The organism is Streptomyces sp. NPDC050560 (assembly GCF_044457285.1).
In the GTDB taxonomy this organism is placed as follows: domain Bacteria; phylum Actinomycetota; class Actinomycetes; order Streptomycetales; family Streptomycetaceae; genus Streptomyces.
Window position 1 is genome coordinate 346,605 of record NZ_JBITGT010000008.1, and the last position, 13,750, is coordinate 360,354.

Annotated in this window: 8 protein-coding genes; 3 read left to right on the forward strand and 5 right to left on the reverse strand. The window is 74.5% G+C overall.

Annotation, left to right across the window (positions count from 1 at the left end):
• Positions 1–108 precede the first annotated feature (108 nt).
• Positions 109–2,139 carry a serine hydrolase domain-containing protein gene (locus ACIBIW_RS20840; RefSeq protein ID WP_399338200.1) on the reverse strand — a complete coding sequence of 677 codons (2,031 nt, stop codon included), beginning with the start codon at positions 2,137–2,139 and terminating at the stop codon, positions 109–111.
• 184 nt (positions 2,140–2,323) lie between these two features.
• On the opposite strand from ACIBIW_RS20840, the gene ACIBIW_RS20845 reads away from it, so the two are divergent.
• A complete protein-coding gene (locus ACIBIW_RS20845) occupies positions 2,324–3,568 on the forward strand; it encodes a sensor histidine kinase (protein WP_399338202.1) in 1,245 nt (414 codons plus the stop codon).
• On the forward strand, positions 3,553–4,197 hold the full coding sequence (locus tag ACIBIW_RS20850; RefSeq protein ID WP_399338204.1) for a response regulator: 645 nt from the start codon (positions 3,553–3,555) through the stop codon (positions 4,195–4,197). The genes ACIBIW_RS20845 and ACIBIW_RS20850 overlap by 16 nt, the downstream gene beginning before the upstream one ends.
• 236 nt (positions 4,198–4,433) lie before the next feature.
• On the opposite strand, the gene ACIBIW_RS20855 is transcribed toward ACIBIW_RS20850, so the two are convergent.
• From ACIBIW_RS20855 to ACIBIW_RS20870, 4 genes are all read right to left on the reverse strand, one after another.
• Complete coding sequence (locus ACIBIW_RS20855; protein WP_399338206.1) at positions 4,434–4,622, reverse strand: hypothetical protein; 189 nt, start codon at positions 4,620–4,622, stop codon at positions 4,434–4,436.
• Positions 4,623–4,857: 235 nt separating this feature from the next.
• Positions 4,858–7,809, reverse strand: a complete 2,952-nt coding sequence (locus tag ACIBIW_RS20860; protein ID WP_399338208.1) for a BTAD domain-containing putative transcriptional regulator — start codon at positions 7,807–7,809, stop codon at positions 4,858–4,860.
• A 156-nt stretch (positions 7,810–7,965) separates the two neighbouring features.
• Complete coding sequence (locus ACIBIW_RS20865) at positions 7,966–9,504, reverse strand: CehA/McbA family metallohydrolase (RefSeq protein ID WP_399338210.1); 1,539 nt, start codon at positions 9,502–9,504, stop codon at positions 7,966–7,968.
• 178 nt (positions 9,505–9,682) lie between these two features.
• The gene (locus ACIBIW_RS20870) at positions 9,683–11,659 is read right to left on the reverse strand and encodes an N-acetylmuramoyl-L-alanine amidase (RefSeq protein WP_399338212.1); all 1,977 of its coding nucleotides are present in this window, start codon (positions 11,657–11,659) and stop codon (positions 9,683–9,685) included.
• Between the two features lie 340 nt (positions 11,660–11,999).
• Between ACIBIW_RS20870 and ACIBIW_RS20875 the strand changes: the two genes are divergently transcribed.
• Positions 12,000–13,706, forward strand: a complete 1,707-nt coding sequence (locus ACIBIW_RS20875) for a serine/threonine-protein kinase (RefSeq protein ID WP_399338215.1) — start codon at positions 12,000–12,002, stop codon at positions 13,704–13,706.
• Positions 13,707–13,750: the final 44 nt, after the last annotated feature.

Here is a 13,750-nt window from a genome sequence, read left to right on the forward strand (position 1 = left end):
CCTCCCGGGCCCGGGAGCGGCCCACGGCATCCCTTGGGGTACCCGCGCAGCCCGCTCCTCAGTCCTGCCGCGACCGCTACCGGCCAACTGCCGCCGGGACGGCAGCCGTTACCCCACCAGCCGGTACTGCCAGGCCACCGCGAGGAACGCGACCGCCGCCAGCACGCCCCCCGTGTGCAGCAGCCGCCCCGGCACCCCCCACAGGCGCCGCCGCCACACCGGCACCGTGCACACCGCCGCCCCCGCAGTGGTGCCGAGGGCGAGCGCCATCAGCACCGGCACCGCGTGCAGCAGCGCCGAGTCGTCCACCATGATCGTGCGGTTCAGCGCGTTCGCGTCGGACGCGAGCAGCGCGAAGCAGAGCGTCGCCGCCACGAGGAGCGCCCCGCTGCCCCAGCTCAGCAGCCCCGCGGCCCTGGCGAGCCCGGAGACGGGCCGCCCCCTGCGCACCAGCGCGCACACCGGCAGCGCGACCACGGCGACCAGCAGCACCGCGAGCGAGCCGAGCAGCACCCACTGGTGCAGCACGGGCGAGCGGTACCAGGGCTGGAGGGTGTAGAGGACGGTCGGGTCGGAGGCGAGGGCGAGCCGCATGGCGCCGCCGCGCTCGCGCAGCGCCAGCCGGTCCTGTCCGCCGTGCTCCGCGAAAAGACCGGGTCCGACGGGGTCCCAGCGCTGCTCGGTGACGTCCGGGTCGCGGGAGAGCCCGGTGGTGGTGAGGCCGCCGCCGGGTCCCGCGGCCACCGTGACCACGCCGGTCAGCGAGGCGGCCCTGGTCAGCTCGGTCTCGCTGGTGCGCGACGAGGCGTAGTGGCCCGTGTAGCCGCCGGTGGGGCGGTGCGCGGTGTCCTTCGGGGCGGCGGCGGGCGGGGGTGCGAGCCGGTCGGCGACCTCGTTCACCAGTTGCTGCCCCGCCCAGGCCGCGCCGCCGTCCTCCCCGTCGCCGTTGTAGACGACGTAGACGCCGGTACGGCGGTCGGGCAGCAGCGCCATGTTGCCGTGGAACCCCGGCAGGTCGCCGTCCTTCACCAGCATCCGGTGGCCGTCGCGTCGGCGCTCCTCCAGGACGAGGCCGATGCCGGGCAGCCGGGGGTCGTTGCCGAACTGCCTGCGCAGCAGGGCCGCGCTGCCGGCCGCGTCCAGCACGGGCCCGCCGCCGTCCAGCAGCGCGTTCATCAGCCGCCCCATGTCGGCGGCGGTGGTGACGGCCCCGGCGCCGGTCGGCGACCAGGGGCCGTACTGGCCGTCCTGCGCGCGCTGTCCCTTGCCGTCCGGCCGGTAGCCGACCGCGAGCGTGGTGTCGAGCCCGGCCGGGTGCGGCTGCGCGAACGTGGTGTGCCGCATGCCGAGCGGGTCGAGGACGTGCCGCTTCACATACGCCGCGAACGGGGTGCGGGCGACCGTCTCCACGAGGTGGCCGGCCAGCGCCACCCCGTAGTTGTCGTAGCTGGACACGGTGCCGGGGGGCCGCACCCTGCGGGGCTGGTGGGCGGCGAGGTCGGCGCCGAGCGGCCCCGCGCCCCGTGCGGTGGCGGTCGAACGGCCCAGGATCGCGTTGTCGAAGCCCCCGGTGTGGGTGAGCAGGTCGCGTACCGTCACCGGGTGCCCGGGATAGGTGTTCTTGATCTTGAAGTCGGTCAGATAGCGGTTCACGTCGGCGTCCAGGTCCAGGCGCCCCCGCGCCACCTGCTGGAGCACCGCCACCGCCGTGAACACCTTCGCGTCGGACGCCATGAAGAACCCCGTCCGCGACGGGTCGACCGGGGTGTGGTGCGCGCGGTCCGCGGTGCCGTATCCCCTGCTCAGGAGCGTGCGGCCGTCGCGTACCAGCACGACGGCCGCGCCCGGGACGCGGTGGTGGGCGAGCTGCCGCGGCACCAGCCGGTCGAGCAGCGCCCCGACGTCCTCGTCCCGCGCGCCGTCCGCGGCCCCGTCCGCGGCCCCGGCTCCGTCCTCGGCTCCGGGGGCCGAGGACGGGGCCGCTGTGGCGTTCGCGGCGGCGGCGGTGAGTACGGTCAGCGCCGTGAGCAGGGCGGCGAGCACCGCGCACACCGCGCGTCCCGCCCGGGAACCCGCGCCGCCCCGTTGCCGTTGGTGTGTCCCGGGACCGTCCGTCCCGGTGCGCTCGTTCGTCGTCATGGCTCAAGTCAAGATTCGGGCGCGGCACTTTTCGATGGACCCAGCAGGAGACCGGGGTGGAGCTGAGTACACCCCCGCAAGAGGGGGTGTGCGTCCCGTGTGCCGGGCCGCCCCGGCCAGCAGAATCGTCCGGAGGAAGCGGGCCGGGGTGGACAATCCCCGGTGAGGCGAAGGGACGACTGACATGCGATTCGTGGCGCGGAGCGTGCGCTCCCTGGGCCGGGGGCTGCGGCTTGCCGCCCTCGCCGTGGCGGAGTTCCTGCTGCTGGTCCCGCTGACGGTGGCGGTGACGGCGCTGGCCGTCGGGGTCGGCGTCTTCCTGGTGCCCGCCACGGTGGCCTGGGTGCGCGGCGCCGCGGGCGTCGGCAGGCGCCTCGCGGGGGAGACGACCGGTGTCCCCGTGCCGTCGCCCTACCTGCCGGAGCCGAAGCCGGCCGGGGGCGTGCGCGGCCACTGGCAGCGCACCCGCTGGGTGCTGAGCGATCCGGCCACCCTCCGCGACCTCGCCTGGACCCTGGTCGACTGCACCGCGGGCGTGCTGGTCGCGCTGCTGCCGCTCACCCTGGTCGCGTACGGCGTCTTCGGGTTCCTGCTGCCCCGGCTCTGGGACGACATCGCGCGGGCGGGCGGCAGCGACTGGTACGGCTTCATCCACGTCACGGGATCGGGCACCGCGTGGCAGGCCGCGCTGCTCGGCATCGTGTTCTTCCTGGCCGGGTTCGCGCTGGGGCCCTGGGCGGTGCGCACCCACGCCGCGATGGCCGGAAACCTGCTCAGGCCGGGCGAGACCAGCAGGCGCCTGCGGCACCTCGCCGAGACCCGCGCCGACGTCGTCAACACGTCCGCGGCCGAGCTGCGCCGCATCGAGCGCGACCTGCACGACGGCGCCCAGGCCAGGCTGGTGGCGCTCGGTATGAACCTCGGCGTCGCCGAGCAACTGCTCGCCGACGACCCGGCGGCGGTGGCGGCCATCCTCGCCGACACCCGCAAGGCGTCCGCGACCGCGCTGCGCGAGCTGCGCGACCTGGTGCGCGGTATCCACCCGCCGGTCCTCGCCGACCGCGGGCTGAGCGACGCGGTGCGCGCGCTCGCCCTGGACAGCCCGCTCGACGTCAGCGTCGACTCCCGGGTCGAGGGCCGCGCGGACGCCCCGGTGGAGTCCGCCCTGTACTTCGCGGTCTGCGAGGCGCTTGCCAACGCGGTCAAGCACGCGGACGCGGAGCGTGTCACCGTCGACCTCCGCCACGACGGCGGCAGCCTGCGGGCCCGGGTGAGCGACGACGGCAGGGGCGGCGCCGACCCCTCGCGCGGCACCGGGCTGCTCGGCATCCAGCGGCGGCTCGCGGCCTTCGACGGCTCGCTGACGGTCGAGAGCCCGGCGGGCGGTCCTACCACCCTCACCATGGAGCTGCCGTGCGCGTTGTCGTAGCCGAGGACCTGTTCCTGCTCAGGGACGGCCTGGTCAGACTGCTCGGGGCGCACGGCTTCACCGTCGTCGCCGCCGTGGACAGCGGCCCCGCGCTGCGGCAGGCCCTCGTCGAGGAGCGTCCCGACGTGGCGGTCGTGGACGTACGGCTGCCGCCCACCTTCACCGACGAGGGCCTGAAGGCCGCGCTCGCCGCCCGCCGGGAGGTGCCGGGGCTGCCCGTGCTGATCCTGTCGCAGTACGTGGAGCAGTTGTACGCGCGTGAACTGCTCGCCGACGGCGCGGGCGGGATCGGCTACCTGCTCAAGGACCGCGTCTTCGACCCCGGCCAGTTCCTGGAGGCGGTGCGGCGCGTCGCCGCGGGCGGCACCGCCATGGACCCCGATGTGGTGACCCGGCTCTTCGCCCGCCGCCGTCGCGTCACGGGTTCGCTGTCGCGGCTGACACCCCGCGAGCACGAGGTACTGGGTCTGATGGCGGAGGGCCGCTCCAACGCCGCCATCGCCGACCGTCTCGCGGTCACGGAACGCGCGGTGATCAAGCACACGTCCAACATCTTCGCCAAGCTCGACCTGCCGGTCTGCGAGGACGACAACCGGCGGGTGCTGGCGGTCCTGATGTTCCTGCGCTGAACGCCGGGAGTTCCGGCGGGGCCCGGCGCGCGGTGGCTCCCCCTCCGCGCCACCGCGGGCCGGCCCCGCCGGACTCCGACGCCCCGGGCATGCCGGGGCGTGGGCTCCCGGTGGGCTCCCGGGAGCCGGGAAGGTCCGGCCGGTCCCCCGGCCGACCGGACCTGCGTGTCACCAGAACCGCGGGGCTCCCCCCGTCCCCCCGCGGTCGTACGGGCCCACGTGGAACTGACGCTTCGTCAGGACGTGGTGGTGGGCTCGTCGGTGACGTGGATGTCGTCCGTGCCGACCTCGCCGTCGGTGGCGTCGGTGTTCTTGGTGCGGTCGGCCGGCTTCTTCTTCTTGACGGGCTCGTCGGTGACGTGGATGTCGCTCAGCGGCTCGTCGGTGACATGGATGTCGTCCGTGCCGATGTCGTCCTTGCTCATGGTGCGATCCCCTCCTGGCGGTTCGGTACTGCGGGGGTGTGCGAGCCCGGTCCTGCGGTTCCCCCATGGACCGTCGGACCGAGCACCCCTGGGCCGGTCACTCTAGGCGTCCGGGCCCCGCGTCGCGCCGCCTGCCCCCCGCGGTGACGGAACGACAACAACGAGGTTGCCCCACGCCCATAAACGTTTGATGAACGTGACAGTAGCCGGACCCGCGCGGGACCCCACCCGTCGCTCAGGCCACCGCGAGCGGCGCGAGGAGCTTGCGTACGGACTCCTCCTCGGGCGCCTTGAGACGCCGGAAGACCCCGAGCGCCTCCCGCCAGCAGACCTCGGCGCGCCCGCTCTGCCCTATGCCGTACAGGCCCTGCCCGAGCACCGTCAGCACGTTCGCCCTGCGCCAGTCGCCGCCGATGCCGCGCAGCACCGTCAGGGCCGACTCCGCGTGCTCCGCCGCCGGCGCGGGCCGCTCCTCCGCGAGGTCGATCTCCGCGATACGGAACAGCGTCATGCCCTCCCACAGCCGCTGCCTGCTGTCGCGGAAGACCGCGAGCGCCTGCCGCAGCTCGCCCACGGCCTGCGTGTAGCGGCCGTCCCTGGTCAGGGCGAGGGCCAGCGCGTAGCGCCCGTTGGCCCCGCGCAGGGTGTGGCCGCCCATCTCCTCGTACATCGCCGTGCCGCGCTCGGCGAGCGACACCGCGGTCGCGGTGCGCCCCGTGACCAGGTGCACCCGCGACAGGTTGCACAGGGCGCTCGCCTCGCCCGGCCGGTCGTCGAAGGAGCGGAAGCTCGCCACCGCGCTCACCAGGTGGCACTCCGCGTCCTCGTAGCGGTTCTGGTAAATCCCCGCCACACCGCGGATGTTGGTCTGCCAGCAGGCGGCGAACGGGTCGTCCGCCGGGTCGGAGACCTCGGCAGCCCGCGTCAGCATCTCCTCCGCCGGTCCGAACTGCCCCGCGAACAGGTGCGCGTACGCCAGCATCGTCAGTGCCCTCGCCTCGGCGCGCGCGTCGCCGGCCTCCTGGGAGGCGGCGACCGCGGCCCGGCAGACCGCCTCGAACTCCGGGGCGTTGGCGCCCGACTCGCCCAGGTCGTGCGCCACCCACAGCAGGTCGATCGCCCCGGCGCGCTCGGCCGTGCCCACGGCGAGACGCACGCACGCCAGCAGCGGCGCCGCCTCCGTGAACAGCCAGTCCCGCGCGGCGTGCCGGTCCTCCAGGGCGAGCCCGGGGTAGCGGGTCGCGGCCAGGTGGTCCACCAGCCGGTCGCCTGGGCGCTCTATGCCGTAGGCCCGGGACGCGGTGGCCAGGTAGAAGTCCACGAGCCGGGACACGGCCCGCTCGACGGACGCCGCGTCCTCGTCGCGCGCCGCGCAGGAACGGGCGTAGAGCCGCACCAGGTCGTGGTACCGGTAGCGGCCGGGCGCCGTGGTCTCCAACAGCGAGGTGTCCACCAGCGATTCGAGTACGTCCTCGGCCTCGGTGAGCGGCAGGTCGAGCACGGCCGCCGCAGCGGCGAGCGAGATGTCGGGGCCCTCCGCGAGCCCCAGCAGCCTGAACGCCCGCGCCTGCGCGGGCTCCAACTGCCCGTATCCCAGCTCGAAGCTCGCCGCGACGGCCAGGTCCCCCGCCTGCAACTCGTCCAGCCTGCGGCGCTCGTCGGCGAGCCGGTCGGCGAGGAACCGCACGGTCCAGGTGCGGCGGGCCGCGAGCCTTGACGCGGCGATCCTGATGGCCAGCGGCAGGAAACCGCACGCCGCGACGACGTCGAGCGCGCAGTCGCGCTCCGCCGCGACCCGGTCCTCGCCGACGATCGTGAGGAACATCCGCAGCGCCTCCTCGGGCGCCATCACGTCCAGGTCCACCAGGTGCGCGCCCGCCAGGTCCACCATGCGCGAGCGCGACGTCACCAGCGCCGCGCAGCCCTCGGCGCCCGGCAGCAGCGGGCGCACCTGCGCGGCGTCGTGGGCGTTGTCGAGGAGCACGAGGACCCGCCGGTCGTCCAGCATCGACCGGTAGAGCGCGGCCCGTTCCGCCGCGGAGTCGGGGATGGCGGACTCCGGGGTGCCGAGGGCGCGCAGGAACGCGCCGAGCACCGTCTCGGGCGCCGCGGGCAGCGCGCTGGTGCCCTGGAGGTCGACATAGAGCTGCCCGTCGGGGAACGCGGCGCGCGCCTCGTGCGCCACGTGCACCGCGAGGGTGGTCTTGCCGACGCCGCCGATGCCCGCGACCGCGGACACCGCCATCACCCGGCCGCCGTCCGACGTCAGACGCCCGGTCAGCTCGGAGACGAAGTCGCTGCGCCCGGTGAAGTCGGGGACCTGCGCGGGCAGTTGCGCGGGGCGCACCGCGCCCGTGGTCTGCTGGGCGTTCACCGCGGGCTGGGCGAGCGCCGCGTCGGCCTGGAGGATGCGGCGCTGCAACTCCCGCAGGCCGGGGCGCGGGTCGACGCCCAGCTCGTCGGTGAGCAGCTTGTGGGTGTCCGCGTACACGGCCAGTGCCTCGGCCTGCCGCCCGCTGCGGTACAGGGCGAGCATCAGCAGCTCGCGCAGCCGCTCCCTGAGCGGGTGCGCGGCGGTGAGCGCGGTCAGCTCCGACACGGCCTCCGCGTGCCGGCCCTGTTCAAGATCCATGTCAAGGCGGGATTCAAGCAGTTGGAGCCGCCACTCCTCAAGGCGGACGCGCTGGCCCTCCGCGAACGGGCCGGGCAGCCCCGCCAGCGCCTCGCCGTTCCACATCCCGAGGGCCCTGCCGAGCAGTTCCGTGGCCCGCGCGAGATCGCCGTTCTCCCGCGCCTTGACCGCGTCCGACTCCAGCTCCCTCGCGACCGCCAGGTCGAGGGCGCCGGGCGCGGCCTCGACCGCGTAGCCGCCCGCCACGCTCACCAGCGCGTCGGGGCCGAGGGTCTTGCGCAGCCTGGACGCGTAGGTGCGCACCGCGGACAGCGCGTGCGAGGGCGGGTCGCTCGCCCACAGCGCGTCGATCAGCTCGGCCGCGGTGGCGGTACGGCCCTCCCGCAGCAGCAGCGCGGCCAGCAGCGCGCGCTGCTGCGGGGAGCCGGCCGCGAGGGACTCGGCGCCGCGCCAGGCGCGCACGGGCCCGAGCACGGTGAATCGGAGCGCCGCTCCACCGAGCCCGGACTCCGCGGCCGGAGGCCGCTGTTCCGGATGTCCCGGTCCACCCTGCATCGTCGCTCCCCTGGTGTTCGAACAACCCCCGTCATTTTGCCTTGCGCATGCCGGATGCGTCAGGTCGGGGCAACGGCTCTCACAGGGTCCACGCACCTGGAAACGGCCGGGTTTCCAGGTACGTGGCGCGATTCTTGCCATCGAACGTGGCTCTCGTCAGCCACCGAGGAACACGGGGTTGGTGAACGCGGCGAGCGCTCCGGGCAGCCCCTCGACGGTCGCCGGATGCCGCACCTCCGCGCGCACGTACGCCGCGTACGACGGCGTGGTGTGCCACGCGGCGCTGCCGCTGCCAGAACCGTCCACGGCCTCGCTGGTGAAGAGGGTTCCCTGGTCGGTCACGAAGTGCAGGGTGCACCCCGGCGCGCCCTTCACGTCGAGCCGTACGGTCACCGGGGCGGCCGCGTCGACGGCGAGCCGCTCCCCGATCCCGGCGTGCCCGCCGCGCCCTCCCGTGGCGCCGAACGCCACCTCGACGGCGCTGGATTCGGCCACATAGCTGCGCCCGGCCCTGATTCCCTCCTGAATGGCCTGTCTTGACAGGTCGTCGGCCAGAACCACCGTCTGCGGCAGCCCCACGACGTCCGGGTCGCGGTGCGCGTCGCTGTTGCCCATGGCGGGCGTCCAGTCGGCGCGTCCGCCGCGCACGGCGGCCACCAGGGTGTTGTCCCAGTCCGCGAGCGACATCTCGTCGTCGGGCGTGTACGGGCCGTTCCACACCTCCACCGCGTCCGCCTCCGCCAGGCCGAACTTCCAGTTGCAGCCGATGCAGGTGCCGTGCGGATGCGCGGGCACCACGAGGCCGCCCCGCTTGCGCGTCTCGCGCGCGTAGGCGCCCCAGCGGTTGTCGCGCGCCCGGTAGCGCCAGTCGATCCAGGTGCCGGGGTCGGTGCCGAGGGCGAGCACGTGACCGTTGCGGGTGGTGATCTCCTCGCCGAGCACGATCAGCAGGTCGTCGCCCGCGAGGTCGGCCCACTCGGGGTGCGAGGACGACGTGTTGTGGTCCGAGGTGTTGATGAAGTCGAGCCCCGCGGCCCTGGCGAGCGCGGCGATCTCGGCGGGGGTGCGGCCGCCGTCGGAGTGCACCGAGTGCAGATGGCAGTCGCCCCGGTACCAGGCGCGGCCCCGGCCCCTGGCCCGCTCGGGTGGGAACGACGGCCTGGGGGTGCGCCCCTGCGCGCCCTTGGTCAGCGTGATGGTGATCTCGTACGCGAGGCCCTGCGGGGCCACCGTGTACGGGCCGAGCGCGATGTGCCAGGTGCCCGCGCGCACCGGGCCCGGGAGATAGCCGGGGGTGGCCTGCTCCGCGCTGACCGTGAACTCGGTGCGGGCGCCGCCCGACCAGCCCCGGAAGCCGTCGGAGCCGAGCCCGGTGCCCCGCTCGTCGAAGAGGCCGATGTCCAGCGCGTTGCCCTGGGTGCCCGCGGGCACCTGCGGCTTCTCGTAGCCGTAGGAGACCTTCAGCTCCCGGACGCCCCTGGGGACCTCGACCGGGATGTACACGAAGTCGGCCGCCCCGGGCTCCAGGGTGCCCGAGACCGTTCTGGACACGGTGGCGCCGTCCTGCTGCGCGCCGTCGTCGTCGGCCTCGGCGAAACTCACGCCGCCCAACGTAACCGCGGTGGCCGCGGCCGCCGTGAACAACGCGCGCCTGCCCACCCCCGCGCCGCCGCTCCCGCCCTGCTCTTCACACATGAGTGCCCCTTGGAGAGTTGAGGGTGACCTGTCACGGCCACCTTGGTAGTGAGCCGTGAACGGGGAGGGAACGGAAGGGGGCGGGGCGAGACGGCGCGGGCCCGCCCCTCCCGCGCGGGGAGGGACGGGCCCGTTCACGCCGTGGCGCGCGGCCCCCGGGGGCCGCGGCGCTGCGGTGTCAGTTGCCGCCTGTCGCGGTGACGTCGGCCGCGTCGACCTGGATGTAGCGGTGGTTGAACTGGACCGTGTAGTACGTCGCGGCCCCGGGCACCACCGTCTCCTCCCTGGTGTCGTTCGCCGGGAAGAAGTCGTCCGCCTGCGCGGGCGGCTGCGCCGCCACGTACGCCTGCCCCGTGGGGATGGCGTAGTTCTTCGCGGTCAGCGGCTTCTGGGCGGAGGGCGAGAGCCCGTCGGGGTACTCGGAAGCCTCCGGGTACGCGGTGCCGTACACCGGCGCGGGGTCGTCGCCCGCGGCGGTGACGATACGGGCGTCGGGCGCGGGGACGGTGTTCTTCCCGCCCGGGTTCTTGAACCAGCCCTTCTGGCCGTCGAACCAGATCGCCGTCCAGTCGCCGTCCTGTCCCGCCACCACGAACTGCTGGCCCTCCTGGACGGTGGTGGTCCAGTCGTTGACGCGGTCGGTGCCCGCGTCGGCGTCCGGGTGCACCGTCGGGTCGAGCAGCAGCGGCGCGTCGTCGGCGGGCGCGCTGCGCACGAACAGCGAGTTGGAGGGGCCGCTCAGCGGCCCGCACTCGGTGGTGGCGCCGGTCGGGTCGTCCTCGGGGCAGACGGTGTACGTCTGCTCGTTGTCGTCGAACCCGGGCGCGATGGTCACCGCGGTGCCGGTTTCGCCGACGCCGTGCGCGCCCTCGGCGGCCGGGGCACCCAGCATCGTCATGAAGCGGGCCCAGTCCCAGGCGTAGCCCGGGTCCCAGTGCTGGTCGGCGATCCCGTCGTCGGTCGGCGCCGGAACGTTGTCGTGGCCGACGACGTGCTGCCTGTCGAGCGGTACGCCGTACTTGTCGGCGAGGTACTTCACCAGGTCGGCGGTCTGCTGGTAGGCCGCGTCCGAGTACCAGTCGGCGCCGCGGGCCGAGTAGCCCTCGTGCTCGATCTGGACGGAGTGCAGATTGCTCCAGTAGTTGCCGTCGCCGAACGCGACGTCGGTGTTCGCGACCATCTGCGTCACGGCGCCGTCCGAGGAGCGCATCACGTACTGGGCGGACGCCTGACCCGGCGTCTGGAAGCCCTTGATGGTGTCCTCGTAGGACTCCTCGGTGGTGTGGATCACGATCTCGCTGATCTTCACACCGTTGGCGGGGCGGTGCGCCGCCTGGTAGTTCTCCGCGGCCGCGGGCACGAAGTCGCAGCTCATGTCGGACGGGCAGTCGGCGGCGGGCGCCGCGGCCGGGGCCCGCAGGCCCATCGTGTCCAACTGCTTGTCCGCGGGCTTCGCGGACGGGGCCGCGGACAGCGACACCGATCCGTCGCCCCCGGCGCGCAGCCGGTCGCCCTTCCTGAGGGTGTCGAACACGCCCCGCACGAACGAGGCGGCGGACTTCCGGTCGGAGCGCCCGCTGTACTTGGCGAGCGCGCCCGTCCAGTCGGCCGGGTCGTCGCTGGTGGCGTGCCCCAACTGCTTCTGGTAGGAGGCGAGCAGCGCGGCGCCGCCGCGGATGTTGGCCCGGGTGTCCGTGCGCAGTTCGTCGGCCGACAGGCCGGTCAGCCCGGCCGCGGTGCGCAGCGTGTGCGCGGAGGGCCGGGCCGCGGCCTTGTCCGCGTCGGCGCGGCCCGCGGTGCCCGCGGGCCCCTTCGCGACCATCGCGGGGGTGACGTCGGTGAGGTTCATCAGGCCCCAGCCGCCGTCCGCGCTGTAGCCCTTGTGGGCCACCCAGCCCGACTCCTCGTGCGCGAGGCCGAGCAGCACCGACTCGGGCACCCCGTACTCGGCGGCGGCCTTCGCGAAGTCGCCCTGGACGCCCGAGGGGCCCTCGTCCGCGTTGGCGTTCGGCAGCAGTACGAAGGCGCCGGCGGCCAGCGCGGTGCCCGCGGCGCAGGCGGCGATCCACCGTCTTCTCGTCTTGTGTTGTCCGGAAATAGGCCCTTCACCCCATCTGATCCGTCGAACGGCCGCGACCCGCTCCCCCTCCTGCACTGCTCGGAAGGGGGCGGGGCAGGTCTCCCGTGGTCGGCGGGCGGCGGTGCCCCGGTTCACCCGGGCGGGTGTGCGCGAGCCGTGTGGAACCAGGGATATCAGGTGATCGTCGACGGTTGGTGGAGGAGACGCGCCGACTGTCGTGGCGATTGCGTGTGCGTGGGGGGAACGGCCCCTTCCACGCCCCCCACACCCTCCACCCCGTGCACGCCGTGGGGACACCGGGGTGAAAAGAACCGGTACGGTACGCGCACCGCGGCCGTAGATTGGTGCGCCGTGCGCCCGCCCGCTCCGGGCCCGCGCCGTGACAGGGGACCGAGCACCGGGGGGGCGTGCCCGTATGACCGCGACCGTGATCAGGCCACTGCTGCCCGGCGACCCGGACGAGATATCCGGCTACCGGCTGCGCGGCAGGCTGGGCTCGGGCGGCATGGGCACCGTCTACCTGTCGCACACCAGGGGCGGGCAGCGGGTCGCGCTGAAGGTGATCAGGCAGGAGTTCGCGGCCGACCCGGAGTTCCGCCGCCGCTTCGCCCGCGAGGTGGCCGCGGCCGGGCGGGTGCAGGGCGCGTACACCGCGGCCGTGCTGGACAGCAACACCGAGGGCGAGCAGCCCTGGCTCGCCAGCGCCTACGTGCCGGGGCCCGCGCTGTCCAACGCCGTCGCCACCCATGGGCCGCTGCCGCCCGACACCCTGCTGACGCTGACCGCGGGCATCGCCGAGGCCCTCCAGTCGGTGCACGCCGCCGGGGTGGTCCACCGCGACCTGAAGCCGTCCAACGTGCTGCTGGCCTCCGACGGCCCCCGCGTCATCGACTTCGGCATCGCGCGCGCCGCCGACGCCACCGCGCTCACCGGGACCGACGTACGGCTCGGCACCCCCGCCTACATGTCGCCCGAGCAGGCGGAGGGCCGGGCCGCGGGCGCCCCGCTCGACGTGTTCGCGCTCGGCCTCGTCGCCTTCTTCGCGGCCACCGGGGGCCATCCGTTCGGCGACAGCAACGGGCACGCCCTGCTCTTTCGCATCGTGACCCAGGAGCCCGACCTGACCGCGTGCCCGCCCGAGCTGCGCCCGCTGGTCGCGCGCTGCCTCCTCAAGGACCCCGCGCGGCGGCCGCTGCCGGGCGAGGTCGTCGAGGAGTGCCGCCGTCTCGCGGATGCCAGGAACGTCGACCTGGTGCGGCGCGAGGGCTGGTGGCTGCCCGAGTCGCTGGCGCGGGAGGCGACGGCGCTTGAGGCGCCGCCACCGGCCGGGTCCGGGCCGTCGGCGCCCGTGCCGCCGCAGCGGCCGCCCCTGCCGCCGTCCCCCGCGACGGAAGAGGACCGCGTGGACGCGGCACCGCCCGCGGCGCCCCGCCGCGTCGGCTGGCGCGTGCCCGTGGCGCTGCTCGCGGCGGTGGCCGTCGGCGTGGGCGGCGCGCTGCTCGCCGAACGGCTGCGCGACGACGCGAGCGGAGGCGGCGGTGGCCGTGTCTCCGGGTCGCCCGGCTATGCGGTCAAGCAGAGCGACGTACCGCTGACGATCCCGGCGCCCTCCTACGACTCCGGGACCTACGTCGACGCGGGCGCCTGCGTCAGCAACCAGATATCCGGCAAGCTGGCGGGGAGCGTCTACGTCGACCTCGACGCCCTCAAGGTGTCCTCGCAGCAGCCGGACCAGACGGACGCCGACGTCGACGACGCCTACGACCTGCGGTACGCGGACTGCTCCGACAGCTCGGGCCTGGGGGAGTGGGGCGAGTCGGGCGGCGCGGGACCCACCAGCGGCCTGAAACTCCTCGACAACCGCGGCCGTTGGGGCACGATCGACGACAGGTCCCCCTCCCCCGAGCAGTGCCGCAGGGCGGCCGCCTCGGGCAACCTCCCCGCCAAGGTGTCCGTCGGCGACATCCAGAAGGGCGGCACGCTGAAGAAGGGCACCGGCGTCTGCGTCGAGCTGAAGAACAGGACGCTGGTCCTCCTCTGGATCGACGGCGTCACCCCGCACAAGGAGGACGACGGCCTCACCGACTTCGTCACCACCGCGGCCCAGTGGGTCCCGAAGTAGCCGCCCCGCCCTCCCGCCGGGGCCGCGTCGGCCGCCCGGCGGCG